Origin of the sequence: Thiohalorhabdus denitrificans (assembly GCF_001399755.1) — a bacterium.
Classification (GTDB): Bacteria; Pseudomonadota; Gammaproteobacteria; order Thiohalorhabdales; family Thiohalorhabdaceae; genus Thiohalorhabdus; species Thiohalorhabdus denitrificans.
Genome location: NZ_LJCP01000014.1, coordinates 105,594 through 127,856 on the forward strand (window position 1 = coordinate 105,594; position 22,263 = coordinate 127,856).

The following is a 22,263-nucleotide window of genomic DNA, read 5'->3' on the forward strand; positions in this document are numbered from 1 at the left end:
CTCAGCCCTCCTCGCGCGGGTCGGGCCGCGCCAGGACATCCTCCGTCTGCTCCCGCCGGTAGTCGTGCAGGGCCCGGCGGATCTCGGGGTGCTTGTTGCCGAGGATGCTCGCGGCCAGCAGGGCGGCGTTAACGGCCCCGGAACGGCCGATGGCCAGGGTGCCGGTGGGGACGCCCGCGGGCATCTGCACGATGGAGAGCAGGGAGTCCACGCCGTTCAGGGCCTTGGACTGCACCGGGACGCCGAGCACCGGCAAGGCGGTCTTGGCGGCGGCCATGCCGGGCAGGTGGGCGGCCCCGCCGGCGCCGGCGATGAGCACCTCCAGACCCCGCTCCTCCGCTTCCGCGGCGTATTCGAACAGCAGGTCCGGGGTACGATGGGCGGAGACCACGCGCACCTCGTGGGGCACGCCGAGCCGCTCCAGCGTCTCCGCGGCGTGCTGCAGGGTTTCCCAGTCGGAGGCCGAGCCCATGATCAGGCCTACCAGCGGTTGCATCGCTCACTCCCGGTTGGATGGGCCGCGCCCGCGGCGGCCCCGCCAGTTTGCGGGGAATTATACCCGCGGTGAAGGCGCTAGGTAACGGGGCAACCCGGGCGGGGGCCTCCCCTGCGGGCCTTACCGGTGGTAGCCTTAGCCCGGCTCGTTCGACCGCTCTGGGCAAAACCCGGGCCCCGGGGCGCAGAACCGGCTTGACGCCGATCATGGCCCGACCCGACCCCGCCGCCCACCCTGGGGCCCGGGTGTGCACGACCTCTCGCATGGGAGCGCTTCCGATGGGTGAAATCCGCAACCTGCTCGACAACAACCGCCGCTGGGCCGAAGGGATCCAGGAGGAGCACCCCGAGTTCTTCCCCCAGCTCGCCCACCAACAGAGCCCGGACTACCTGTGGATCGGCTGCGCCGACAGCCGGGTCCCGGCCAACCAGATCGTCAACCTTCCCCCCGGCGAGGTGTTCGTCCACCGCAATATCGCCAACCTCGCCCCGCATAACGACTTTAATTACCTCTCCGTGCTCCAGTACGCGGTGGAGGTACTGAAGGTGCACCATGTGATCGTTACCGGCCATTACGGCTGCGGCGGCATCCGGGCGGCCCTGAAGGGCGGGGGCTCGGGCTTCATCACCGGTTGGCTGGAGATGATCCGGGACGTGGCGGACCGGCACCGGGAGGAGCTGGACGGCCTCGACGAGGAGGAGCGGGTGAGCCGGCTCTGCGAGCTCAACGTCAGCCACCAGGTGGCCAACGTCTGCCGCTCCCAGGTGGTGCGCGAAGCCTGGGAGCGCGGTCAGCCCCTGCAGGTCCACGGCTGGATCTACGCCCTGAACGACGGCCTGCTGCGCGACCTGGAGGTAACCGCCGCCGGGCCGGAGGACATCCCCGGGGCCTCAGTCAGCCGCTGACCTCCCGGGGCTAAACCAGGGACTCCCACAACTCCCGCATGCGCCTTCGCTGTCCGGCGTCGGGGAGCGGGCCCATGCCGGCGCGCATGTTGTCGGCGGCGTGCTCCGGATCGCTGGTGGCGGGGATGACGCAGGTCACCTCCGGGTGGCCGAGGATGTACTTCAGGAACAGCTGGGCCCAGCTCTCGGCACCGATCTCCCCCGCCCATTCCGGCAGCTCCCGGCCCCGAACGGCGCGGAACAGCCCGCCGTTCTCGAAGGGGCGGTTCACCAGCACGGCGATGCCACGGTCGGCGGCCAGGGGCAGCAGGCGGTCGGCGGCGTCGGGCGTGGCCAGGGACAGGGGCAGCTGCACCCAGTCCAGGCCCTCCTCGCGCATGATGCGCTCCAGGTCGTCGAAGGCCGAGACCCGGTAGTGGGTGATGCCCAGGTAGCGGATGCGCCCCTCGTCCTTCCAGCGGCGCAGGGTCTTCAGCTGGGTCCGCCAGTCCACCAGGTTGTGCACCTGGATCAGATCGATGACGTCCGTGCCCATGCGCTCGGCGGACTCCTCCATCTGGCGGATGCCCGCCTCCTCCCCCCGGGTCCAGACCTTGGTGGCGTAGAAGACCTCCGGGTGGTCCATGTCCCCCAGCAGGTCGCCGATCACCGTCTCGGCGGTGCCGTACATGGGCGAGGTATCGATGACCCGCCCGCCGGCGGCGAAGAATTCCCGCAGCACCCCGCGCAGGGGCTCCCGCTCCTCGCCGGGGTCCAGGTTGAAGGTGCGCGCCGTGCCCAGGCCCACCACGGGGACCTCCTCGCCGCTGGAGGGAATCGCGCGGCTTCGCATGGCCTCCCGGGCCGCCACCGACGGCACCCCGGTAACGGCCAAGCCGCCCGCGGCGGCCATCAGTTTCAGGACCGCGCGCCGGCTCATGCCGGGTATGGTGCTGGTCATCCCTGCCCTCCTTGTTCCGCCGCCGGATGGGATTCGCTGCGCAGGGCCTCCTGGCGCCGCCCCAGGGCCAGGCCGAGGCCCAGCCATACCAGCGCCAGGGGCACGGCCACCGCCGCAACCCCCGCCAGGCCCAGACCGAGGCCCGTGAGCCCGGCGAAGGCCCATCCGGTGGCCGCGTCCCCGCCCCGGTAAGCCACTGTATCAATGACGTTCTTGGCCTTGTAGCGGGCCTCGCGGCCCACCACCGTGAACAGCACCTCGCGGGCGGGCCGTGCCAGGGCGTAGTTGGAAGCCCGGCGCAGCACCTGGAAGACCACCAGCACCCCCAGCACGGGCGCAAAGGCCAGGACGGCGAAGCCGGCGGCCACCACCCCCGGCAGCAGGGCCAGGCCCACGCCCACCCCTAGCCGGGCCAGCACCCGGCCGGTGACGAAAAGCTGGGTGCCCACCGTGAGGAGATTGACCGCCAGGTCCATGGCCGCGAACAGCGTCGTGCGGGCATCGGGGTCGGCGAGATTGTCCTCGACGATGTGGGCCTGGAGGAAGTAGAGGAAGGTGGAGGTGGCGGTGTACAGCAGGATGTAGCCGGCCACCCCGAGCAGGTAGGGGCTGCGCGCCAGCAGACGCACCCCGGCCCAGGCGCCGCCGCCCAGCCCGCGCTCTACCTCCTCTTGCCCGGCGCCCTCCCCTGCCTCCTCCGCCTTTCCTTCCGCGCGCAGCCGGGAGGCCTGCGCCAGAAGCCGACTTATGCACAGCAGGGTAAAGGCGAGCAGGGCGGCGGAGACGAGCACCAGCTCGTGGGTGCCGAGGACCTGCACCAGCCCGGTGGTGAGCGCCGGACCGGCCACCGCCCCGGCGCTGCCCCCGGCGGCCACGGCGCCGAACAGCCGGCGGCCCTGCTCGTTGGTGAACAGGTCGTCCATGAAGGTCCAGAAGACCGACACCACGAACAGGTTGAACACGCTCACCCAGACGAAGAACACCCGCGCCACCCAGGCAGGATCCTCGGCGATGCGGAAGGCGGCGTAGAAGGCCAGCAGGTTGGCCAGGAAGAACAGGTAGACCCCCGGCACCAGCCGGCGGCGGGGGAAGCGGGAGGAGGCGGCGCCGTAGAGGGGAACGGCCGCCAGCATGGCGAGGAAGGTGGCGGTAAACATCCAGGGCAGGTTCTCCACCCCGCCCTCGATACCCATCTCGTCGCGCAGCGGCCGGACCACGTAGTAGGCGGCCAGGAGGCTGAAGAAGTACAGGAAGGCCCAGACCAGGGCCCACACCTCCCCTTCCCGGACCCCCACCCAGCGGTTCAGGAGCCCCATCAGGCGGTGCGACGGGCCACCCGCCACGTGTTCAGTCCCGGGCCACCAGCAGCGCGCCGTCGGAATGCCCGACCACGGTAGCGTTCACCCGGTCGCTCCTATCCTCCGCCGACGGCGTGGGCTGGGACAGCCCGAGCGTGTCCGCCCCCGCACGGGCCTCCTTGTCCGCGTATCCGCCGAAGCCTTGCGGCTCCGGGCCCTGGTCCACCAGCTCCACCGCGCCGGTCTCCAGCTCCACCACCGCGGCCTGGCCGCCGTAGCCGTGCTCCTGGTCGTGGCCGCGCACCACCACGTGGGTGTGCTCCTCCGGGCCCTCGATGGTGTCGGAGCGGGTGAAGGGCCGGGTACCGTGGGCGTGCAGCAGCTCCCGGCGGCCCAGTCGCTCGCCCTCCAGGGTCTCCACCTGCCACCAGTTGGCGTAGCCGGATTCGCCGTCGTCGTCGTGGTACAGGGTCACGTCGAAGCGGTAGGCGCCGCCCGTTTCCGCCACAGCCACCTCGGCGACGTTGGCCTCCTGCAGGTCGAGGTCCCCGGCAAGGGCGTTCCCCGCCAGGAGCCCAAGGGCGGCCAGGGGCAGCGGGAGACGGAAACAGGATGGGCCTCGGTTTGACCGGCGCATGCAGGCCTCCTTTCGGCTGGTGGCTAGCGGCTTCCGCGGGCGGCCCGAGCCCCGGCGAGGAGCCCCTATTCCGACTCCTCCCCCCGCTCGTTGGTGGAGAAGGCCTCCTCCTCGGACTGGAAGGCCTCCAGCTCGGCGGCCACCTCGTCGGCGGCCTTGAAGCGGGCGATATGGAACAGGCCGTCCCCCTCGTTTACCAGGGGCAGGTTGGTGCGGCCAACCACGATGCCCTCCCCCAGGGCCTTCACCGCCTCCTCCTGCTCGCCGAAGGGATCGGAGACCACGCCCAGGCGGTCGCCCTTCTTCACCAGGGCGCCCAACTCGACGGTGGTGCGCAGGAAGCCGCTCTGCGGCGCCCGCACCCAGTTGCTGGAGCGGGCCACGTAGGGCTCGGGCAGGGGCCGCTTGCGCCGGCTGGGGCGCAGCATGCCCAGGGCTCGCAGCACGTTGAGCACGCCGCGCACCCCCACGCGGATGGAGAACTCGTCGAAGCGCAGCGCCTCCCCGGCCTCGTAGAGGAGCACCGGCACCCCGCGGTCGCCGGCGGCCTGGCGCAGGGAGCCGTCGCGCAGGGCGGAGTTGAGCAGCACCGGAACGCCGAACAGCTTGGCCAGGCGGTCCGCCTCGGGGTCGTCCAGGTCAGCGCGGATCTGCGGCAGGTTGCCGCGGTGGATGGCGCCGGTGTGGAGGTCGATGCCGTAGTCGCAGTTGCCCACCACTTCGCTCATGAACAGGTGGGCCAGCCGGGCGGCCAGGGAGCCCCGCTCCGAGCCGGGGAAGGAGCGGTTGAGGTCGCGGCGGTCGGGCAGGTAGCGGGAGTGGTGGAGGACGCCGTGGACGTTGACGATGGGCACCGCCACCAGGGTGCCGCGCAGGCGTTTGAGGGCCTTGTGGCGCAGCACGCGCCGGATGATCTCCACGCCGTTGAGCTCGTCGCCATGGATGGCGGCGCTCACGAACACGCGGGGGCCGTCGCCGCGGCCGCGCACCACCTGCACCGGCATGTTCACGGGGGTGTGGGTGTGGAGCTGGGCCACCGGCAGGTCCACCGTGGCCCGGGTACCGGGGCGGATGGTCTGGCCGTGGATGGTGAAGGGCTGGGCCACCGGGACGCTAGCCCTTGCCCCGGGTACGGGTGTGGTTGGGCTTGGCGTTCTTCTCCATGAACTGCACGATCATGGCGGCCACGTCCCTTTCGGTGGCGGCCTCGATGCCCTCCAGCCCCGGGGAGGAGTTCACCTCCATGACCACCGGGCCGTGGTTGGAGCGCAGGATGTCCACCCCGGCCACGTTCAGGCCCATGGTCTTGGCGGCGCGCAAGGCGGTGGAGCGCTCCTCGGGGGTGAGCCGAGTGAGGGTGGCCGCCCCGCCCCGATGGAGGTTGGAGCGGAACTCGCCCTCCTTGGCCTGGCGCTTCATGGAGGCCACCACCTTGTCGCCGATGACGAAGCAGCGCATGTCCGCCCCGGCGGCCTCGCCGATGAACTCCTGCACCAGGAAGTTGGCGTCCAACTCGCGGAAGGCGTCGATGACGCTCTCCGCGGCCTTCTGCGTCTCGGCCAGCACCACGCCGCGCCCCTGGGTGCCCTCCAGGAGCTTCACCACCAGCGGCGGGCCGCCCACCATCTCCACCAGCGCCTCGGTGTCGTCCACGGAGTGGGCGAAGCCGGTGAGCGGCAGCCCCACCCCGGACCGGGCGAGGAGCTGCAGGGAGCGCAGCTTGTCGCGGGAGCGGCCGATGGCCACCGATTCGTTGAGGGAGTAGACCCCCATCATCTCGAACTGACGCACCACCGCCAGGCCGTAGAAGGTGATGGAGGCGCCGATGCGCGGCACCACCGCGTCGAAACCGGTGAGGCTCTGCTTCTTGAACTGGATGCTGGGGCGCTGGGAGGCGATGTCGATGGTGCAGCGAAGGGGGTCGATGATGTGGACCTCGTGTCCACGCTGCACCGCCGCCTCGGCCAGGCGGCGGGTGGAGTAGAGGCGGCGGTTGCGCGAAAGGACGGCCAGCTTCATTCCTTCCCCTTGTGGTGGGCGACTGCCGGGTCCGGACGGCCGCTCAGGAAGGAGCGGTCGGGGTCCACGGTGTAGCGCCCGCGCAAGGCCGTCCGCCCGAGCAGCATGCGGAAGCGCATGGTGTCCCGGTTGGTGATGGTCATCTCCACCCGCCAGGCGGCGGCTCCCAGCACCACGAGGGTTTCGATCACATAGCGCCGCTCGCCGTGCCCACCGGAATCCCGCACCCACCGCCGGTCCAACGCGGGGGCCCGGGTGATTACCTCGGCGTGCCCCTCCCGTCCTGGGTGGAGCCCGAACCGTACCATCCGCACCCCTCGGTGGGTATAGGGCTCCACGAAGAAGGCGTGCAGGGCGGACGTGCGCGCCCCGGTGTCCACCTTGGCCTTGATGGCGTCGATGCCCAGCTCGGGCAGGGCCACCCATTCCCGCCAGCCGATTCCGGGGAGATTCCCCGGCATCCGGGCTTGGCGGTTCACGGGCGGCTCCGGCGTTCCGCTGGACAACCGGGAAGGGGGTGCGGACCGGGCTCCGTCATGCGGCCAGTGTACCAGCCCCCCCCTACTGCACGCTGCGGAAATGGAGGGTGCGGTAGCCGTTCTGGTTCACCTGGATGAAGGCCTCGTCGCGGTGGTCCTCCACCCGGATGGGGATGTGCTCACCGCCCTCCAGGTCCAGCTCGTAACGGGCGTCCTGCTCGCCATCCGGGTCCAGGCGGCCGATGGGGGTCTCCCATTCGGGGTTGAGGTACCCCCAGTAGGTGCGGTGTCCGGAGCCGTCCTCCTCGGCGTTCACCCACACCCGCACGTTGTTTACCAGGACCTTGCCGTTTTTCTGGATGGAACCGGTTGCTACGGACATTGCTCACCTCCTGTTCAGCCCATGAATTCGCGCCTGTCCGAAAGCGGGCGCTTGTGGAAAATCCGACCTTTCCCATAAACCTTTAGACTGCTACCAGGACGCTGGATTCCAGCCTTCTGCAAGGAACGGATTTTCAGGAGGACAAAAAGAGGTTACGTTTTCGGAAGTTACGGCTATTCACCCCCTCTTCGCATCCGGGAGGACCCAGCATGCTTCGCATCCTCGCCCTCGCCCTCCTTCTCCCCTTCCTCGCGGCGGGCCCCGCCCAGGCGCAGGAGAGCGAGAACGCCCCCTGGGGCCACGCCGAGTCGGAAGACGTGGAGTACAGCGGGCAAAAGGTGGTCATGGACGTCACGGTGGACAGCGTGGAGCGCATGAACGCGGTGCTCGACCGCGCCAGCTACATCAGCGAGCTCAACGGCGCCAACCCCTTCGATACCTCCATCGTGCTGGTTCTCCACGGCGAGGAGATCCCCTTTTTCGCCATCGAGAACTACGACGAGTACGAGGACCTCATGACCCGCGCCCATAGCCTCACCATGGGCGACGTGATCGAGTTCCGCATGTGCAAGGAGGCGGCCGCCGCCATGGACTACGGGCCCGAGGACATCCACGGCTTCGTCACCCTGGTTCCCATGGCCGAGGCGGAGATCATCCGTCTGCAGGAGGAGGGTCACGCCTACCTGCAGTATTGAGGCGCCCCGCCCGGCGAAGGGCCCACTTTGGTTTGTTGTCGGCCTGAGGCAACAATGGCAGCATCCCGAGGATGCCCCGTTGATGAAAATGGCCGCACTCCGGCCTAACCGGCCGGGGTCGGTGGAAGCGATAGGAGAGAGAACCGATGGCTAGCGTCTTGATGCCTCTGGCGGAGGGTTTCGAGGAGCTGGAGGCGATCACCATCGTTGACGTGCTGCGCCGCGGGGGTATCGAGGTGGTCCTGGCGGGCCTGCACGGTACCGATCCGGTGCAGGGCTCCCGCGAGACCCGGATCGTGCCCGACGCTGCCCTGGACGAGGTCATGGACCGGGAATTCGACATGATCACCCTGCCTGGCGGCATGCCCGGGGTGGACCATCTGAAGCGGGACGACCGAATTCAGAAGCTGATCGAGCGCTATCAGAGCGGCGGCAAGTTCACCTCGGCCATCTGCGCCGCGCCGTCGATCCTGGCCGCCCACGGCCACCTGGAGGGCCGCCAGGCCACCAGCAACCCCAAGTTCATGAACCAGGTGAACATCGGCGACGTGGACTACGTGGAGGACCCGGTGGTGGTGGACGGCTCGGTGATCACCTCCCGCGGTCCCGGCACCTCCATGGACTTCGGCCTCAAGCTGGTGGAGATGCTCGCGGGCGACGAAACCCGGGACAAGGTGGAGGAAGGCTTGGTGCGCATTCACTGACCCCGCCTTCCGGCAAACCGGGCCCCCAACCAGAAGAGCCCGTCGGGCGCACCCGGCGGGCTCTTCTTTTAGGACCCTGGTCCGGCGGCGCCGGACGCGGGCTCAGCCCTGCGGTTTGCGGAAGTGCAGGATGCCCCAGTTAAGGTAGCCGCTGTTGCCGCCGTCCACCCAGTGGCGCAGGCCCTTCTTCATGTTGGCGATGTACTCGTCGCTGACCTTGCCCTTGAGCTCGTCCTCGCGGCGCTCCAGCTCCTCGAGCACCCGGCCGTAGTGGCGCGGCAGCTGGCCGGTGTGGTCCTCGAAGCCCAGGTCCTCCCAGCCCAGCTTCCCGGCGGTCTCCTGGTAGAAGGTGACGGAACCGAGGCTCGGCAGATGGATGCGGGCCAGGATGGGGTCGAGCACCCCCTCCGGCACGTTGTCGGTCTGCATGGGGTCGGTGAAGATAAACTCCCCGCCCGGCTTGAGGATCCGGTCCACCTCCTTCAGGACCGCGGCGCGGTCGTCGGCGTGGAGGATGGAGTCCTGGCACCACACCAGGTCGAAGCTCTCCGTCTCGAAGGGGGTGCCGTCGAAGCTGCCGTCGTAGACGTCGATCTTGTGATCGAGCCCCTGCTCCTTGTTCATCTGCCGGTCGCGCTCGTTCTCCACCTCGGAGAGGTTGAGGACGTCCACGTGGCAGTTGAAGCGCTTCACCAGGTGGCGGGCGGTGCCGCCGTAGCCACCGCCGATGTCGCAGACCCGGGTGTTTTCGCCGATGGTCTGCTCCACCTTGTCGGCCATGCGGTGCACGGTGCGGACGCTGGCGTCGAAAATCGGCTCGTCCTCGGACTCGTACATGCCGATGTGGAGGTCCTCACCGCCCCAGATAGTGAAGTAGAAGGTGTCGGCGTCCTCGCTGTTGTAGTACGCCCGCGCGGTCTCGACGGCGGAGGTGTAGTCCTGGTTGCTCATGGGTGCTCCTCTCGAAGAATGTTCGGTAGGCGGTGGCGGGTCCAGGGCGGGGCCCGGGCAAGGTCGGTATGGGGATCGGGCCATGGGATCCCGCTATGGTAACAAACCGACCGATGGGCCTCGAATCCCCGGCCCCACGCGAAAAAGCCCACGCCGCGGAGCGTGGGCCTTCAAGGGGATGGTGCCGCCGGGGTGATTCGAACACCCGACCTATCGATTACGAATCGATTGCTCTGCCAGCTGAGCTACGGCGGCGTCAAAGCGGTGGCCATTCTAGCCCGCCCCCGTGGAGCCCGGCAACCAGCGGGGGCCGACGGCACGCGGACGGGCGCTCCACTGGGGGACGCCCGTCCGGCGAGGGAGAGAAGAGTGGCTTCAGCCGGCGCTGGTGGCCTGGCCCCGTACACGCACCACGATGTCCAGATCGTTCCCCGATACCCCCTCGGGCAGCTTGTGGAAGAGCTGCGCCGTGTCGATATCCTCGGCGGGGATATCCTGCAGGGTGCCGGTGGACTCGTCGTAGAGGTGGTGGTGCGGCTCGGTGTTGGCGTCGAAGAACACCTTACTGGAGGAAACCACCACGGCACGAATCAGGCCGGTCTCCTCGAACAGGCGCAGGGTATTGTAGACCGTAGCCTTGGAGACCCGATGGTAGTCGGCGTTCACCCGCTCCAGCACCTCATCGGCGCTCATATGGTGGTCGGCTCCCGCCTCCATGCCCCGCTCGAAGAGCACATGGGCGATCTCCACCCGCTGGCTCGTCGGCTGGATCCGATGCTCCCGGAGGGCCCGGGCGATCTCGTTCTTGCTCTGGAAGCTCATGGGGCCTTTACCTGACCATTAGAACGCTTGCAACTATACAGAACGCATCCCGATTTGACCATATACGGACCCTAACCCTGTTTCCCCCGATAAGATTTGACCGGGATCAACCCGGGGGATGCGCCCCACCACCACCGTCCCGCTCCCCCAGGGGCGCCGGCATCGGAGGCTCTAGGGGAACCGTACTATCCTTGACCCGGGGCGAAAACCCCAGCGGTTCGCTCGGGCTTTCCCGGCCGGGGGCCTACTCCTCCCCCTCGGACAGGGACCGGCCGGGGGCGAAGGGCTCCGGGTCCAGCGGGGGCTCGGAGCCGGTCATCTGAGCGGCCAGGAGCTCCGCGGAAGCCGGGGCATGCACCACCCCATTGCGGTAGTGGCCGGAGCTCACGTAGAGCCCGTCCACGCCGGGCACCGGGCCGACAAAGGGGCGCTCGTCCGGGCTGCCCGGGCGCAGCCCCGACCAGAAGGTCTCCAGCTCCAGGTTGGCCGTTTCGGGGACCATCTCCACCGCCGCCTGGGAGAGGGCCCGCACCGAGCCCAGCACCGTCCGGTTATCGAAGCCCGCCTCCTCGGTGGTGGAGCCCACCAGGATCCGGTTATCGGCCCGCGGGATGAGGTAGTGGCTCCCGGTCATGACCACCTGCTCCAATACCGGATGCCAACCCTGCAGCAGAAGCATGGTCCCCTTTACCGGCCGAACCGGCAGGTCCCAGCCCACCTGGCCCAAGAGCTGCGTGCTCCAGGGCCCGGCCGCCACCACCACGCGGTCCGCCTCCACCGAGCCCGCGTCGGTCTCCACGCCCCGGATGGTCCCGCCCTGCTCCCGGAGCCGGAGGGCCAGCGCCCCGTCCAGGATCTCCACGCCGCCATCCAGCGCCAGGCTCCGCAGACCCCGCATCAGGCGGGGATTGCGCACCCAACTGATACCCGGCATGCGCATGCCGTACTCGGCCACCGGGCTGAGCTCGGGCTCCGCGGCGGGCAGCTCGTCGCCTCCCAGCTCCTGGAACTCGACGCCCTGCTCCCGCGCCCAGTCCCGCGCGGTCTCGCGGTCCAGGGGCGGGTGGCTGGGGAAGTCCGCATAGAGCATACCCAGGGAGCGCAGCTCGGGATCGATGCCGGTGCGGTCCCGCACCTGCCGGCAGAGTTCGGGGTAGACCTGCTGGCTGCGCTTGGCCAGGGCGTTCACCGCGGGGTGCTGCCGCCACGGGTAGAGGGGCGACAGGATACCGCCCCCCGCCCAGGAGCTGACCCCCTCGCGCCGGCCCGGATCGACCACAGTCACCGTCTGTCCGCGCTCGGACAGCGCCAGGGCCGTGGTCAGGCCGATGATGCCCCCGCCGATGACAACCGTGTCCGGCTGGAATGTACTCAATCGGGTGGCTCCGTTAAGGTGAAGTCCTGATTCCCGCCGCTCCCCGCGGGCGCCCGGCCGCCGGCGGCGGTTCACGCGCAACGGACGGGCGAAGAGAACGATTCTCCCATACCGACCGCGACAGGAGACACAAGCTTGTCGATAGATTCACGCCCTGGGCGCCTCCATCCCCTGCCCCTGGCCGCGGTGCTTGCCGCAGCCCCCGGAACGGCCGCCGCCCAGGAAGCGGCCGTGGAGGATCCCAAGCTCTGGGATTCCGAGGCCGAGCTGGGCATCAGCACCGCCTCCGGCAACTCGGAGAGCGCCACCTACACGGGAGCGGTATCCGGGGAGCGCGAATCGGGCCGGACGCATCTCCTGCTCCAGGCCAGCGGACGCTACTCCGAGGAGGAGGGGGAATCCACCACCCAGCGCCTGCAGGGGGACACGCAGCTGGACTACGACCTCAACGCCAGCGTCTACGCATTCGGGGCCGTCGCCGCCCTCAACGACCGCTTCGCCGGCTACGAGCTCCAGCTCATCGAGACCCTGGGCATTGGCCGGCATTTCTTCCAGGACCACGAGACCCTGGAATGGCGCCTGGACGCCGGCCCCGCCCTGCGCCAGGACTGGCTGGTGGACGACACCTACGAGGACAGCGTCAACGCCCGGGTCCGGACCAAGTTCGCCTGGGCCTTCGCCGAGAATTCCTCCTTCCAGGAGCAGATCACCTGGACCCAGTCCGTGGAGAACGCCGACGAGTTCCTGCTCTCCAGCGAGACCTCCCTGAGCCTGCGGGTGAACGAGAGCCTCGCCTTCAAGACCAGCGTGGCGGTGGAGCACGACAGCCAGCCGCCCGAGGGCGCCGAGCGCACGGACGTGTTCACCTCCACCAGCCTGCTGTACCAGTTCTAGCCGGGGGTCCTGGCTACCGGACGGGCTCGCCTTCCCCGGCGCCGGGGGCCACCCACCGGTGCCCCCCTTCGGGGAGGGCCTCCTTCTTCCAGAACGGCACCGCGGTCTTCAGGGTATCGATGATGTAGCGGCAGGCGTCGAAGGCGTCCGCCCGGTGGGCCGACCACACGGAGACGAGGACGATGCGCTCCCCCGGGTGGAGCGGTCCGAAGCGGTGGATCACCAGGGTCTCCAGCAGCTCCCACCGCTCCCCGGCCTCGCGGGCCACCCGCTCCAGCTCCCGCTCGGTCATGCCCGGATAGTGCTCCAGCTCCATGACCTCCACCTCGTTGCCATCGTTCAGGTCCCGGACGTTGCCGACGAAGTGGACCTCCGCCCCCGCCCCGGCGCCGCTGGGGCGGTGGGCGGCCAGCTCGGCGCCCACGTCGAAGGCTTCCTGCTGCACGCGCACCTGCATGGGGCATCACTCCCTATCGCGGGGTCGTCCCGGACGGGGCGACCTGCCGGGCAGGATACCAAATCGGGGGCTTCCGGGGATAAAGGAGGGCGTTCGGGTACGTTGCCCAGCGAGGCGGGAGGGGCCCAAAGGGCGGGCGATCAGGAGGAGCCGTTGCCGTCGGAGGGCGGCTCCGGCCCGTACAGGCGCTCGAGCAGCTGGTCCACGCAGCGGTCCAGCTCATCCTGGAAGCGGTCGTGGACCTCCTGGACCTCGCGCACCAGCGCCGCGGCCTCCCGCGCGTCCAGGGGCCGGCGCGGGGTCCGCAGCTGGTGGCGGCCCCGCAGCCGGATCAGGCCCGGACTCGGATAATAGGTATCGCTTTTGACTTCCCGCCAGGGGCGAAGCCAGCGGCGTTGCTGCTGGTCCATGATCGTGCTTCTGCGTCTCTCGAAGGCCTGGTTGCGTCGATGGCTGCCCGCGAATTTAGGCGATTTCGCGGCGCTGTCAACCGTCGGGGCGGCAACCGGGAACGACCTTCATCCTACCTCCCCGTATACGGCCCGGTCGCCCACCCAGCGCCGGATCAGCGCGTCGGCGGCCTCTGGATCCGTCCGGAGCAGGACGTCCGCCGCCCCGGGCAGGGCTGTGATCAGGTCCCGGTCCCGGCCCAGGTCGGCGATCCGCATCTGCTCCAGCCCCGTCTGCCTTGTCCCTAGGACTTCCCCCGGCCCCCGCAGTTCCAGGTCCACCTGGGCGATGCGGAAGCCGTCGTTGGTCTCGCGCATGGCGGCGATGCGCCACTTGGCCTTCTCGCCGAGGGGCGGATGGTAGAGCAGCACGCAGGCGGACTTGCGGCTGCCCCGCCCCACCCGGCCGCGCAGCTGGTGGAGCTGGGCCAGGCCCATGCGCTCGGCGTGCTCGATGACCATGAGGGTGGCGTTGGGCACGTCCACGCCCACCTCGATCACGGGGGTGGCCACCAGCAGGTGGGTCGCCCCCTCCTTGAAGGCGGCCATGGCGGCCTCCTTCTCTTCGGGGGTCATGCGGCCGTGGACGAGGCCTATGGACAGCTCCGGGAAGGCGGCCTGAAGCCGCTCATGGGTGGCGGTGGCGGCCTCCAGCTGCAGCATCTCGCTCTCGTCCACCAGCGGGCACACCCAGTAGGCCTGCTGGCCGCCGGCCACCGCCTCGCGGACGCGGGCCTCCACCTCCTCCCGGCGGGCGTCGGAGATGCCCACGGTGTCCACGGGCTGCCGTCCCGGAGGCAGCTCGTCGATGACGGTGCCCTCCAGGTCGGCGAAGGCGGTCATGGCCAGGGTGCGGGGAATGGGGGTGGCGGTCATGATCAGCAGGTGCGGGTCGGGCCCCTTCTCCTTGAGCGCCATGCGCTGGTGGACCCCGAAGCGGTGCTGCTCGTCGATGACCACCAGGCCCAGCTCGGCGAAGTGCACCTCCTTCTGGAACAGGGCGTGGGTGCCCACCACCACCCGGGCCGCGCCGTTGGCCATAGCCTCCGCCTGGGCGCGCCGCTCGCGCTCGGGGAGGCTGCCCGCCAGCCAGTGCACCTCCAGACCCAGGGGGCGGAGCCACTCGGTCAGGGTGACGGCGTGCTGCTCGGCCAGGATCTCGGTGGGGGCCATGAGGGCGGCTTGATAGCCAGCCTCCACCGCCTGCAGGAGGGCCAGCGCCGCCACCACGGTCTTGCCCGAGCCCACGTCGCCCTGGATCAGGCGCTGCATGGGGTGGTCGCCCCGCAGGTCCCCCCGCACCTCCGCCCAGGCCCGCTCCTGGGCGCCGGTGAGGGCGAAGGGCAGCGAGGCCAGCAAGGCGTTGGTGAGCTCCCCCGTGCCCTCCAGGACCGGTGCCCGGGCGCTACGGCGCCCCTGGCCCACCTTGCGCAGGGCCAAGTGGTGAGCAAGCAGCTCCTCGAAGGCCAGACGCTGTTGGGCGGGGGTCCGGAAGGCCGTCAGGGCCTCCACGTCGGCGTCCGCCGGGGGACGGTGGACCGTCTCCAGGGCCTCCGCCAGGGCGGGCCAGCCGTGCTCCCCGCGCACCTCCGCCGGCAGGTGCTCGGAGAGTCGGGGCCCGGCCCGGGACAGGGCCTGGCCGATCCAGGCCCGCAGCCGCCCCTGGGTCAGCCCCTCGGTTGCGGCGTACACCGGCGTCAGGTGGGCGGGGGCCTCCGGCGGCTCCTCCGCGTCGGTCTCGAGCTCCGGGTGCACCATCTCCAGGCCCGCCTGCCCCGCCCGCACCGTGCCGAAGGCCCACACGCCCCGTCCGGGGCGCAGGCTCCGCTTCAGGTACTCCCGCACCTGAAAGAAGCGCAGGGTCAAAAACCCCGTGCCGTCCTCGATGCGCGCCACGAACATGGGCCGGCGCCGCCCCACCACCTCGGCGGCCCGCACCACCCCCTGGCAGCCCGCCTCCTGATCCGGGGCCAGGGCGCCGATGGCGGTGACGCGGGTACGGTCCTGGTAGCGGTAGGGAAGGTGGAAGAGCAGGCCTTCCTGGGAGGTGACGCCGAGGCGCTCGAGGCGCTCGGCCATGCGGGGGCCGAGGCCCGACAGCTCCGTCAGCGGGCGTCCGGATCCGCGCCCGGTCACGGCCGGCGCCCCCCCGGCACCGCGCGGTGGCGGGGAGCGGGGGGGCGCTGGCTGGGGGAGTGCGCGACGAGCGTAGACAATTCGGGCCCACCCGGTGGCGAAAACGCAAAAATATGGTAAACTTTTTATTTTATGGCGTAAGCAAGTGGGGAGCCACCATGGCGAAGCGTTGTGAGATCTGCGGGAAGGGGCCGGGCACGGGCAATAACGTCAGCCATGCCCACAACAAGACCCGGCGGCGCTACCTGCCCAACCTGCACAAGGTGCGTGCCGTGGCGGAAGGCGGGATCAAGCGCCTGAACGTCTGCGCCCAGTGCATCCGGAGCGGCAAGGTTCAGAAGCCTGCCTGAACCGCCGTTTCCGAGCGGACCGCACATGCAAACGCCGACCCCCGCGGGGGTCGGCGTTTTTTTGCGTGGCCGGGCGCGCTATTCCGCCTCCCCGGGCTCCACGTGCATGATGGCCTCCATCTCCACCTCCGCCCCCTTGGGCAGGGCGGCCACCCCGAGCGCCGCGCGGGCGGGGTACGGCTCCAGGAAGTAGTCGTCGAGCACCTCGTTGACCACCTCGAACTTGGCGAGGTCCGTGAGGTAGACGGTGAGCTTGACCACCTGGCACAGCGTGCCGCCGGCCGCGCTGGCCACGGCCTCGATGTTGGTCAGCACCTGCTCCACCTGGCGGCGGAAGTCGCCTTCCACCAGCTCCATGGTCACCGGGTCCAGCGGGATCTGCCCGGAGATGAACACCAGCTCGCCCGCGCGCACCGCCTGGGAGTAGGGCCCGATGGCCTGCGGCGCGGCGTCCGTATGATAATTCTCCCGAAAATACATGGTCGTTCTTCCCTAGCTCAGCCCTTCTTGCGCACGATCCGCTCCACCGCGCCCAATCCGCGCATGATCCGCATGATCTGGGCAAGGTGGTCGCGACCCTCCACTTCCAGGGTCAGGGCGATGGTCTTGTACACCCCGTCCCGGTCCTCCACCAGGACGTTGTCGATATTGGCGCCGTCCTCGGCGATGGCCGAGGCCATCCCGGCGAGCACCCCCTTGGTGTTCTGCACCACGGCCTGGATGGCCACCGGGAACGCGCCCTTGGTCTCCGGGGCCCAGTCCACGTCCACCCATTTCTCCGGATGGTGGGCGAGCTCGTGGAGGTTGGGGCAGTCCTTGCGGTGCACCATGACGCCCCGGCCCACGGAGATGAAACCGACGATCTCATCCCGCGGTATAGGGTAGCAGCACCGGGCCAGATTGGCGACGATCCCCTCCATGCCCCGCACCAGCACGTTGCCGTTGCCCCGGTCCACGGCCTCGGCCTCCTCGCCGCCCAGGGCGCCGGCCACCCGCAGGTCCCGGTCCAGGTAGCCCGGGAACAGGTGCTGGACCACCGCGGGGGCCAGCACGGTGCCCCGCCCGATGGCCTCGAAGAGGGCCTCGCGGGACTGCAGGTGGAAGTGCTCGGCGGCCTCGCGCAAAGCGCTGTCGGGGACCTCGGCGAAGGGCACCCCCACCCCCTCCATGGTGCGCTCCAGCATGCCGCGGCCCAGGGCCACGGACTTCTCGCGCTGCTGGGTCTGGAGGAAATGGCGGATGGCGGAGCGCGCCTTGCCCGTGACCACGAAATGCAGCCAGGAGCTGTTGGGCTGGTGGTCCGGGTCGGTGAGGATCTCCACTCGGTCGCCGTTGCGCAGGGGGGTGCGCAGGCTGGTGATGCGGCCGTTGATCCGGGCGCCAACGCACTGGTGGCCGATCTCGGTGTGTACGGCGTAGGCGAAGTCCACCGGCGTGGCCCCCCGCGGCAGGCGCAGGATCTCGCCCTTGTGGGTGAACACGTAGACCTCGTCGGGGAACAGGTCCACCTTGACGTGCTCGAGGAACTCCGCCGAGTCGCCGGCCTCCTGCTGGATCTGCAGGAGCTGCTGGAGCCAGGCGTAGCTCTGCTCCAGCTTGCGGCGGTCCGGCGAGGTGACGCCTTTCTCCTTGTACTTCCAGTGGGCGGCCACGCCCGCCTCGGCCACCTCGTGCATCTCCCGGGAGCGGATCTGGAACTCCATCACCCCGCCGAAGGGATTCACCACCACCGTGTGCAGGGACTGGTAGCCGTTGGCCTTGGGGATCGCGATGTAGTCCTTGAAGCGCCCGGGAATGGGCTTGAACAGGTTATGAACCCGCCCCATCACCTGGTAGCAGGTGGGAACGTCCTCCACCAGGATGCGGAAGGCGTAGATGTCCTGGACCTCCTCGAAGGACAGGCCCTTGGAGCGCATCTTGCGGTAGATGCTGTAGAGGTGCTTCTCGCGGCCGATGACGTCGGCGTCCAGGCCCGCCTCCTCGAGGTCCCTGGCGATGGCCGCCTCGATGCGGTCCGTGATGTGGGCGCGGTTGCCGCGCTCCTTCCGCACCTGCTCGGACAGGACCCGGTAGCGCACCGGGTACAGGTGCTTGAAGGAGAGGTCCTCGAGCTCGTTCTTGATCCGGTTCAGACCCAGCCGGCTGGCGATGGGCGCGAAGATCTCCAGGGTCTCCCGACCCACCCGGCGGCGCTTGTTCTCGGACAGGTAGTCGAGAGTGCGCATGTTGTGCAGGCGGTCGGCCAGCTTGATGATGATGACCCGGAGGTCCTGGGACATGGCCAGGAGCATCTTGCGGAAGTTCTCCGCCTGGGCCTCCTCGTGGGTCTCGAAGTGCACCTGCCCCAGCTTGGTGACCCCGTCCACCAGCATGGCCACCTCCTCGCCGAACTGGCGCTGGATCTGGTCGAAGGTGGCGGGGGTGTCCTCCACGACGTCGTGGAGCACGGCGGCAGCCAAGCAGGCGCCGTCCATGTGGAAGCCCGCCAGGATGCGGGCCACCTCGATGGGATGGGTTATGTAGGGCTCGCCCGAGGCCCGCTGCTGCCCCTCGTGGACGGCCGCAGCCAGCAGGTAGGCGCGATGGATGAGATCGACGTCTTCGGCGGGCAGGTAGGCCTGGGCGGCCTCAATGAGCTCGTTGATGCGCAGCACGGCGGGGGAATTTCACTCGCTTCGGAAGGGGGAGGCCCCCGACGGGGCTCCCCCGGGGGCGCGCGGTTTCAGGGGCTCTCCTCGTCGGAGGAGGCGTCGGCGGCGCCCTCCTCGCCCTCCGGCTCCTCCTCCGCCGGGCCGGGCTCCTCGGGGGCCGCCTCCTCCTGGGCCTCTTCGGCCTCCGGCTCTGCTTCCGCTTCGCCGGTACCCGCCTCGTCGGAGCCCGGCGCGGGGGCTTCCTGCCGGGTGCCGGAGGCCATGCCGGCCCCCAGGGCCTCGGCGGCCTCGGCCACGGAGGACTCCCCCCGCATGGCCTCGCCGCCGTCGGGCAGGTGGACGCCCTCCAGCTCCTGGTCCACCCGGTCCAGGAGCTCCATGCTGACCTGGCCGGTGGCGATCTCCCGCAGGGCCAGCACCGTGGCGTCGTCCTCGGGGGAGTCCACCAGCGGGGTGGCGCCATGGCTCAACTGCCGCGCCCGCCGTCCGGCGATCAGCGACAGGTGGAAGCGGTTGCGTTTGGGGATTTGGTCCAGACAGTCTTCAACGGTGATGCGCGCCATGGATTCCTTGCCCTCTCCCGGAAGCCATCGGAAGAATCTGACGGGAAACGTATTACCTTACTCTCAACCCCCCGCTTCGTCAATTTTCCCCATCAGCCGGTCCGCGAACACCGCAAGGGTCTCCCGGCGGTGGTCCAGCCGGCAGCGCTCGCCCCGCACCACCGCCACCAGGCTCCCCAGGGCCTCCTCGAACTCGTCGTTGACGATGACGTAATCGTACTCGGCGTAGTGACTGATCTCCGCCTCGGCGTCGCGCATGCGGCGCTCGATCACCTCCGGGTCGTCCTGCCCCCGCCCCTCCAGGCGCTCACGCAGCGCCTCCCGCGAGGGCGGCAGAACGAACACGCTCACCGCGTCCGCCACCCGCTCGCGGATCTGGCGCGCGCCCTGCCAGTCGATCTCCAGGACCACGTCGCGGCCCGCGGCCCGCTCCGCCTCCACGGCCGCCCGGCTGGTGCCGTAGTAGCGGTCGAAGACCCGTGCATGCTCCAGGAAGGCCCCCTCCGCCACCTGCCGCTCGAACTCCGCCTCGTCTACGAAGTGGTAGTCCACGCCATCCCGCTCCCCCGGCCGTGGCGCCCGGGTGGTGTGGCTCACCGAGGCCACCACGCCGTCCACGCGCTCCAGCAGCGCCCGGTACAGGGAGGTCTTCCCCGCGCCCGAGGGGGCGGAGAGGATGATCAGCAGCCCCGGCTGGTGGGGAAGATCGGCGGGTCCTTCGGGCATGACGGCCTCCCTTGGCGCTTACTCGATGTTCTGGGCCTGCTCGCGCAGCTGCTCCACCAGCACCTTGATGTCCACCACCGTCTGGCTGATGGCGGTGTCCGGCGACTTGGAGCCGATGGTGTTGGCCTCCCGGTTCATCTCCTGCATGAGGAAGTCCAGGCGCCGGCCCACCGCCCCTCCTTCCCGCAGGACGCGGCGGACCTCGGCGGTGTGGGTGGCCAGCCGGTCCAGTTCCTCGTCCACGTCGGCGCGCTGCACCAGCAGGACCACCTCCTGCTCCAGCCGGTCGGGATCCACGCGCTCGCGCAGCTCGCCCAGGCGCTCCTCGAGGCGGTTGCGGAAGGCCTCCCGCACCTCCGGGAGGCGCTCCTTGATTCGGGCCAGGCCGGCCTCCACCCCGTCCAGGCGCTCCTCCAGGGCCGTACCCAGGGCCTGCCCCTCCCGTCCCCGGGCCTCCACCAGCTCCTGCAAGGCGGCGTCGAAGGCCTCCTGGAGGCGGCGCTGGGCCTCGCCGGCGTCCAGGGTGGCGGTGACCACCACGCCCGGCCACTTCAGAAGCTCGGCGGTGGACAGCTCGCCGGGGGTGCCCAGCTCCCGGACCGACTCCCGTCCCAGGTCCACCAGGGAGCGGGCCAGGTCGTGGTCCAAGCGCAGGCTGCCCCCGTCGCCGCCGTTGTCGGAAAGCCGCAGGGTGGCGTCCAGCTTGCCGCGCTGGAGCGTTTCCCGGGCCCGCTCGCGGAGGTGGCTCTCCAGACCCCGGTAGCCTTCCGGCAGGCGGGGATTCACTTCCAGGTAGCGGTGGTTTACGGTGCGCAGCTCCCAGACGGCCTGCTGCGGCCCCAGGTCCGCTTCACTGCGGGCGAAGGCGGTCATGCTTCGGATCATGCGGGAATCCTCTGCTGCACGGGTTCCGGCGGGGCGGTTGCCACCGCGACCGGGGTCCCTATACTACCTGCTACGACGCCCCAGACGAAGGCCGGACCCGCAGCGGACCGCCCTTTTGCTAGCATGGGCGCCCGCCGTGGCGCCCCCGCAACCGTTTTCTCCGGTCCCAGCTCCCAATGGAGCCCCGGGCACGCCGGAGGAGGAGCCAGCCGCTTGAACGCCTTTTCCAGCCCCCGGATCGCCGGCCTGCCCCTCGCCCTGGTGGTCCTGCCGCTGCTGCTGGCGGGGTGCGCCCTGCTGGGACCCCGCGAGGAGTCGCCCAGGGAGCCCGGCGTGGGCCCCACCGTTTCCTGGTCCGAAGTGCCCGGTTGGGAGCGGGGCGTGCAGAGCGGGGCCTGGCCGGCCCTGCTGCGCACCTGCCAGCGGCTCGGCAGCACGCCCGAGTGGCGCGCCATCTGCAACGAGGCGGAGGTTCATCCCGAGCCCAGCCACGCCCAGGCCCGCTTCTTCATGCGCACCCGCTTCCTTCCCCGCCGGATGGTGAACGGCGAGGAGGACAACCGCGGCCTGATCACCGGCTACTACGTGCCCCTGCTGGAGGGCAGCCGGGAGCCCACCGATCGCTACAAGTACCCCCTCTATCGTCCGCCCGACGATCTGCTGCGCATCTCCCTGGAGTCCCGATTCCGGAGCCTGAGCGGGAAGCGGGTGCGTGGCCGGATAACCCGGGACCGCAAGGTGGTGCCCTACTACGATCGGGCCCAGATCGAGGGCCCCGCGGAGCCCCTGGCGGGCAACGAGCTGCTGTGGGTGGACAGCCGCGTCGACCGCTTCTTCCTCCACATCCAGGGCTCCGGCCGAGTCCGCCTGCCTGATGGGGAGGTGGTCAAGGTGGGTTACGCGGACCAGAACGGCCACCCGTACACCTCCATCGGCCGGATCCTGATCGAGCGGGGCGAGATCCCCCGGGAGGAGGTCTCCCTGCCCACCATTCGCCAGTGGCTGCGGGAAAACCCCGGCGAGGTCCGTTCCCTGCTGAACGAGAACCCCAGCTACGTGTTCTTCCAGATCCGGGACAATGACCTGGACGGCCCGCTCGGCTCCCTGGGCATTCCCCTGACCCCGCGCCGATCCCTGGCCGTGGACCCCGACCACATCCCGCTGGGGTACCCGGTCTGGATGACCACCAAGCTGCCGGAGGCCGATCACGGTGGCGGCCAGCGCCCTTTCCGGCGCCTGACCTTCGCCCAAGACACCGGCGGGGCCATTCGGGGCCCCGTGCGGGCGGACCTTTTCACCGGCCAGGGGGTCCCAGGGGAATGGCTGGCGGGGCGCATGAAGGACGGCGGCCGCCTGTTCGTGCTCCAGCCGGCCTGGACCTACGAGCCCAGCGGCACCCGCCTTGCCGGGGAGCCGAACGGCCCCGAATCCTAGCCGCCGGATCCGGTC

Annotated in this window: 25 protein-coding genes and 1 tRNA gene; 6 read left to right on the plus strand and 20 right to left on the minus strand. The window is 70.0% G+C overall.

Annotated features, from left to right (window positions below; all coding sequences use genetic code 11):
• Position 1: 1 nt before the first annotated feature.
• Complete coding sequence (gene purE / locus AN478_RS12245; RefSeq protein ID WP_054966912.1) at positions 2-496, minus strand: 5-(carboxyamino)imidazole ribonucleotide mutase; 495 nt, start codon at positions 494-496, stop codon at positions 2-4.
• 278 nt (positions 497-774) lie between these two features.
• Here purE and can point away from each other — a divergent pair, with 278 nt between their 5' ends.
• Positions 775-1,401 (plus strand): carbonate dehydratase, encoded by a 627-nt coding sequence (can, locus tag AN478_RS12250; RefSeq protein WP_054966913.1) that lies wholly within the window; start codon positions 775-777, stop codon positions 1,399-1,401.
• Positions 1,402-1,411: 10 nt separating this feature from the next.
• On the opposite strand, the gene AN478_RS12255 is transcribed toward can, so the two are convergent.
• From AN478_RS12255 to AN478_RS12285, 7 genes are all read right to left on the minus strand, one after another.
• Positions 1,412-2,341 (minus strand): aldo/keto reductase, encoded by a 930-nt coding sequence (locus tag AN478_RS12255; RefSeq protein WP_143004029.1) that lies wholly within the window; start codon positions 2,339-2,341, stop codon positions 1,412-1,414.
• Positions 2,338-3,684, minus strand: a complete 1,347-nt coding sequence (locus AN478_RS12260; RefSeq protein WP_231627421.1) for an NTP/NDP exchange transporter — start codon at positions 3,682-3,684, stop codon at positions 2,338-2,340. Before AN478_RS12260 ends, AN478_RS12255 begins: the two co-directional genes overlap by 4 nt.
• 4 nt (positions 3,685-3,688) lie before the next feature.
• Entirely contained in the window at positions 3,689-4,276 is a 588-nt protein-coding gene (locus AN478_RS14875; protein WP_399354546.1) for a hypothetical protein, read from the minus strand.
• 65 nt (positions 4,277-4,341) lie between these two features.
• Entirely contained in the window at positions 4,342-5,382 is a 1,041-nt protein-coding gene (locus AN478_RS12270) for a succinylglutamate desuccinylase/aspartoacylase family protein (RefSeq protein WP_054966915.1), read from the minus strand.
• Positions 5,383-5,389: 7 nt separating this feature from the next.
• Positions 5,390-6,295 (minus strand): 30S ribosomal protein S6--L-glutamate ligase, encoded by a 906-nt coding sequence (gene rimK / locus AN478_RS12275; protein WP_054966916.1) that lies wholly within the window; start codon positions 6,293-6,295, stop codon positions 5,390-5,392.
• A complete protein-coding gene (locus AN478_RS12280; protein ID WP_054967113.1) occupies positions 6,292-6,756 on the minus strand; it encodes an ATP-dependent zinc protease family protein in 465 nt (154 codons plus the stop codon). The genes rimK and AN478_RS12280 overlap by 4 nt, the downstream gene beginning before the upstream one ends.
• A gap of 100 nt (positions 6,757-6,856) precedes the next feature.
• Positions 6,857-7,156: a hypothetical protein gene (locus tag AN478_RS12285; protein WP_054966917.1), complete on the minus strand. Its 300-nt coding sequence runs from the start codon at positions 7,154-7,156 to the stop codon at positions 6,857-6,859.
• A 209-nt stretch (positions 7,157-7,365) separates the two neighbouring features.
• On the opposite strand from AN478_RS12285, the gene AN478_RS12290 reads away from it, so the two are divergent.
• Both AN478_RS12290 and AN478_RS12295 read left to right on the plus strand, forming a co-directional pair.
• Entirely contained in the window at positions 7,366-7,851 is a 486-nt protein-coding gene (locus AN478_RS12290) for a DsrE family protein (RefSeq protein ID WP_054966918.1), read from the plus strand.
• 146 nt (positions 7,852-7,997) lie between these two features.
• Positions 7,998-8,555 carry a DJ-1 family glyoxalase III gene (locus AN478_RS12295; protein WP_054966919.1) on the plus strand — a complete coding sequence of 186 codons (558 nt, stop codon included), beginning with the start codon at positions 7,998-8,000 and terminating at the stop codon, positions 8,553-8,555.
• A 102-nt stretch (positions 8,556-8,657) separates the two neighbouring features.
• Here the strand turns inward: AN478_RS12295 and AN478_RS12300 are convergent, their stop codons facing one another.
• From AN478_RS12300 to thiO, 4 genes are all read right to left on the minus strand, one after another.
• Complete coding sequence (locus AN478_RS12300) at positions 8,658-9,506, minus strand: SAM-dependent methyltransferase (protein ID WP_054966920.1); 849 nt, start codon at positions 9,504-9,506, stop codon at positions 8,658-8,660.
• 179 nt (positions 9,507-9,685) lie between these two features.
• Positions 9,686-9,761, minus strand: a tRNA-Thr gene (locus tag AN478_RS12305).
• 120 nt (positions 9,762-9,881) lie between these two features.
• Positions 9,882-10,328 carry a Fur family transcriptional regulator gene (locus AN478_RS12310; protein ID WP_054966921.1) on the minus strand — a complete coding sequence of 149 codons (447 nt, stop codon included), beginning with the start codon at positions 10,326-10,328 and terminating at the stop codon, positions 9,882-9,884.
• 244 nt (positions 10,329-10,572) lie between these two features.
• The gene (thiO, locus tag AN478_RS12315; RefSeq protein ID WP_054966922.1) at positions 10,573-11,703 is read right to left on the minus strand and encodes a glycine oxidase ThiO; all 1,131 of its coding nucleotides are present in this window, start codon (positions 11,701-11,703) and stop codon (positions 10,573-10,575) included.
• Between the two features lie 135 nt (positions 11,704-11,838).
• Between thiO and AN478_RS12320 the strand changes: the two genes are divergently transcribed.
• On the plus strand, positions 11,839-12,597 hold the full coding sequence (locus tag AN478_RS12320) for a DUF481 domain-containing protein (RefSeq protein ID WP_176758708.1): 759 nt from the start codon (positions 11,839-11,841) through the stop codon (positions 12,595-12,597).
• 13 nt (positions 12,598-12,610) lie between these two features.
• Here the strand turns inward: AN478_RS12320 and AN478_RS12325 are convergent, their stop codons facing one another.
• From AN478_RS12325 to recG, 3 genes are all read right to left on the minus strand, one after another.
• Positions 12,611-13,054 (minus strand): molybdenum cofactor biosynthesis protein MoaE, encoded by a 444-nt coding sequence (locus tag AN478_RS12325; protein WP_054966924.1) that lies wholly within the window; start codon positions 13,052-13,054, stop codon positions 12,611-12,613.
• Positions 13,055-13,194: 140 nt separating this feature from the next.
• Entirely contained in the window at positions 13,195-13,464 is a 270-nt protein-coding gene (locus AN478_RS12330) for a hypothetical protein (RefSeq protein ID WP_054966925.1), read from the minus strand.
• Between the two features lie 108 nt (positions 13,465-13,572).
• Positions 13,573-15,639 (minus strand): ATP-dependent DNA helicase RecG, encoded by a 2,067-nt coding sequence (recG, locus tag AN478_RS12335; RefSeq protein ID WP_074471187.1) that lies wholly within the window; start codon positions 15,637-15,639, stop codon positions 13,573-13,575.
• Positions 15,640-15,797: 158 nt separating this feature from the next.
• Between recG and rpmB the strand changes: the two genes are divergently transcribed.
• Complete coding sequence (gene rpmB / locus AN478_RS12340; protein ID WP_054966927.1) at positions 15,798-15,989, plus strand: 50S ribosomal protein L28; 192 nt, start codon at positions 15,798-15,800, stop codon at positions 15,987-15,989.
• 78 nt (positions 15,990-16,067) lie between these two features.
• Here rpmB and AN478_RS12345 read toward each other — a convergent pair whose 3' ends face one another.
• The 5 genes from AN478_RS12345 to AN478_RS12365 form a co-directional block, all read right to left on the minus strand.
• Positions 16,068-16,469 (minus strand): RidA family protein, encoded by a 402-nt coding sequence (locus AN478_RS12345; RefSeq protein WP_054966928.1) that lies wholly within the window; start codon positions 16,467-16,469, stop codon positions 16,068-16,070.
• A 17-nt stretch (positions 16,470-16,486) separates the two neighbouring features.
• Entirely contained in the window at positions 16,487-18,643 is a 2,157-nt protein-coding gene (locus AN478_RS12350) for a RelA/SpoT family protein (RefSeq protein ID WP_054966929.1), read from the minus strand.
• Positions 18,644-18,711: 68 nt separating this feature from the next.
• A complete protein-coding gene (gene rpoZ, locus AN478_RS13720) occupies positions 18,712-19,203 on the minus strand; it encodes a DNA-directed RNA polymerase subunit omega (protein ID WP_074471186.1) in 492 nt (163 codons plus the stop codon).
• 63 nt (positions 19,204-19,266) lie between these two features.
• The gene (gmk, locus tag AN478_RS12360) at positions 19,267-19,929 is read right to left on the minus strand and encodes a guanylate kinase (protein ID WP_054966930.1); all 663 of its coding nucleotides are present in this window, start codon (positions 19,927-19,929) and stop codon (positions 19,267-19,269) included.
• Between the two features lie 18 nt (positions 19,930-19,947).
• Positions 19,948-20,814, minus strand: coding sequence for a YicC/YloC family endoribonuclease (locus AN478_RS12365; RefSeq protein WP_054966931.1), 867 nt, complete (start codon positions 20,812-20,814; stop codon positions 19,948-19,950).
• A 213-nt stretch (positions 20,815-21,027) separates the two neighbouring features.
• On the opposite strand from AN478_RS12365, the gene mltA reads away from it, so the two are divergent.
• On the plus strand, positions 21,028-22,248 hold the full coding sequence (gene mltA, locus AN478_RS12370) for a murein transglycosylase A (RefSeq protein ID WP_054966932.1): 1,221 nt from the start codon (positions 21,028-21,030) through the stop codon (positions 22,246-22,248).
• Positions 22,249-22,263 lie beyond the last annotated feature (15 nt).

Excerpts from the sequence above, each read along its gene's own strand:
- can (WP_054966913.1), top strand. The coding sequence starts at position 775 with ATGGGTGAAATCCGCAACCTGCTCGACAACAACCGCCGCTGGGCCGAA.
- AN478_RS12280 (WP_054967113.1), bottom strand. The coding sequence starts at position 6,756 with ATGCCGGGGAATCTCCCCGGAATCGGCTGGCGGGAATGGGTGGCCCTG.
- AN478_RS12300 (WP_054966920.1), bottom strand. The coding sequence starts at position 9,506 with ATGAGCAACCAGGACTACACCTCCGCCGTCGAGACCGCGCGGGCGTAC.
- rimK (WP_054966916.1), bottom strand. The coding sequence starts at position 6,295 with ATGAAGCTGGCCGTCCTTTCGCGCAACCGCCGCCTCTACTCCACCCGC.
- rpmB (WP_054966927.1), top strand. The coding sequence starts at position 15,798 with ATGGCGAAGCGTTGTGAGATCTGCGGGAAGGGGCCGGGCACGGGCAAT.
- AN478_RS14875 (WP_399354546.1), bottom strand. The coding sequence starts at position 4,276 with ATGCGCCGGTCAAACCGAGGCCCATCCTGTTTCCGTCTCCCGCTGCCC.
- AN478_RS12290 (WP_054966918.1), top strand. The coding sequence starts at position 7,366 with ATGCTTCGCATCCTCGCCCTCGCCCTCCTTCTCCCCTTCCTCGCGGCG.
- rpoZ (WP_074471186.1), bottom strand. The coding sequence starts at position 19,203 with ATGGCGCGCATCACCGTTGAAGACTGTCTGGACCAAATCCCCAAACGC.
- gmk (WP_054966930.1), bottom strand. The coding sequence starts at position 19,929 with ATGCCCGAAGGACCCGCCGATCTTCCCCACCAGCCGGGGCTGCTGATC.
- AN478_RS12365 (WP_054966931.1), bottom strand. The coding sequence starts at position 20,814 with ATGATCCGAAGCATGACCGCCTTCGCCCGCAGTGAAGCGGACCTGGGG.
- AN478_RS12310 (WP_054966921.1), bottom strand. The coding sequence starts at position 10,328 with ATGAGCTTCCAGAGCAAGAACGAGATCGCCCGGGCCCTCCGGGAGCAT.
- AN478_RS12325 (WP_054966924.1), bottom strand. The coding sequence starts at position 13,054 with ATGCAGGTGCGCGTGCAGCAGGAAGCCTTCGACGTGGGCGCCGAGCTG.
- purE (WP_054966912.1), bottom strand. The coding sequence starts at position 496 with ATGCAACCGCTGGTAGGCCTGATCATGGGCTCGGCCTCCGACTGGGAA.
- AN478_RS12330 (WP_054966925.1), bottom strand. The coding sequence starts at position 13,464 with ATGGACCAGCAGCAACGCCGCTGGCTTCGCCCCTGGCGGGAAGTCAAA.
- AN478_RS12295 (WP_054966919.1), top strand. The coding sequence starts at position 7,998 with ATGGCTAGCGTCTTGATGCCTCTGGCGGAGGGTTTCGAGGAGCTGGAG.
- AN478_RS12285 (WP_054966917.1), bottom strand. The coding sequence starts at position 7,156 with ATGTCCGTAGCAACCGGTTCCATCCAGAAAAACGGCAAGGTCCTGGTA.
- AN478_RS12345 (WP_054966928.1), bottom strand. The coding sequence starts at position 16,469 with ATGTATTTTCGGGAGAATTATCATACGGACGCCGCGCCGCAGGCCATC.
- AN478_RS12255 (WP_143004029.1), bottom strand. The coding sequence starts at position 2,341 with ATGACCAGCACCATACCCGGCATGAGCCGGCGCGCGGTCCTGAAACTG.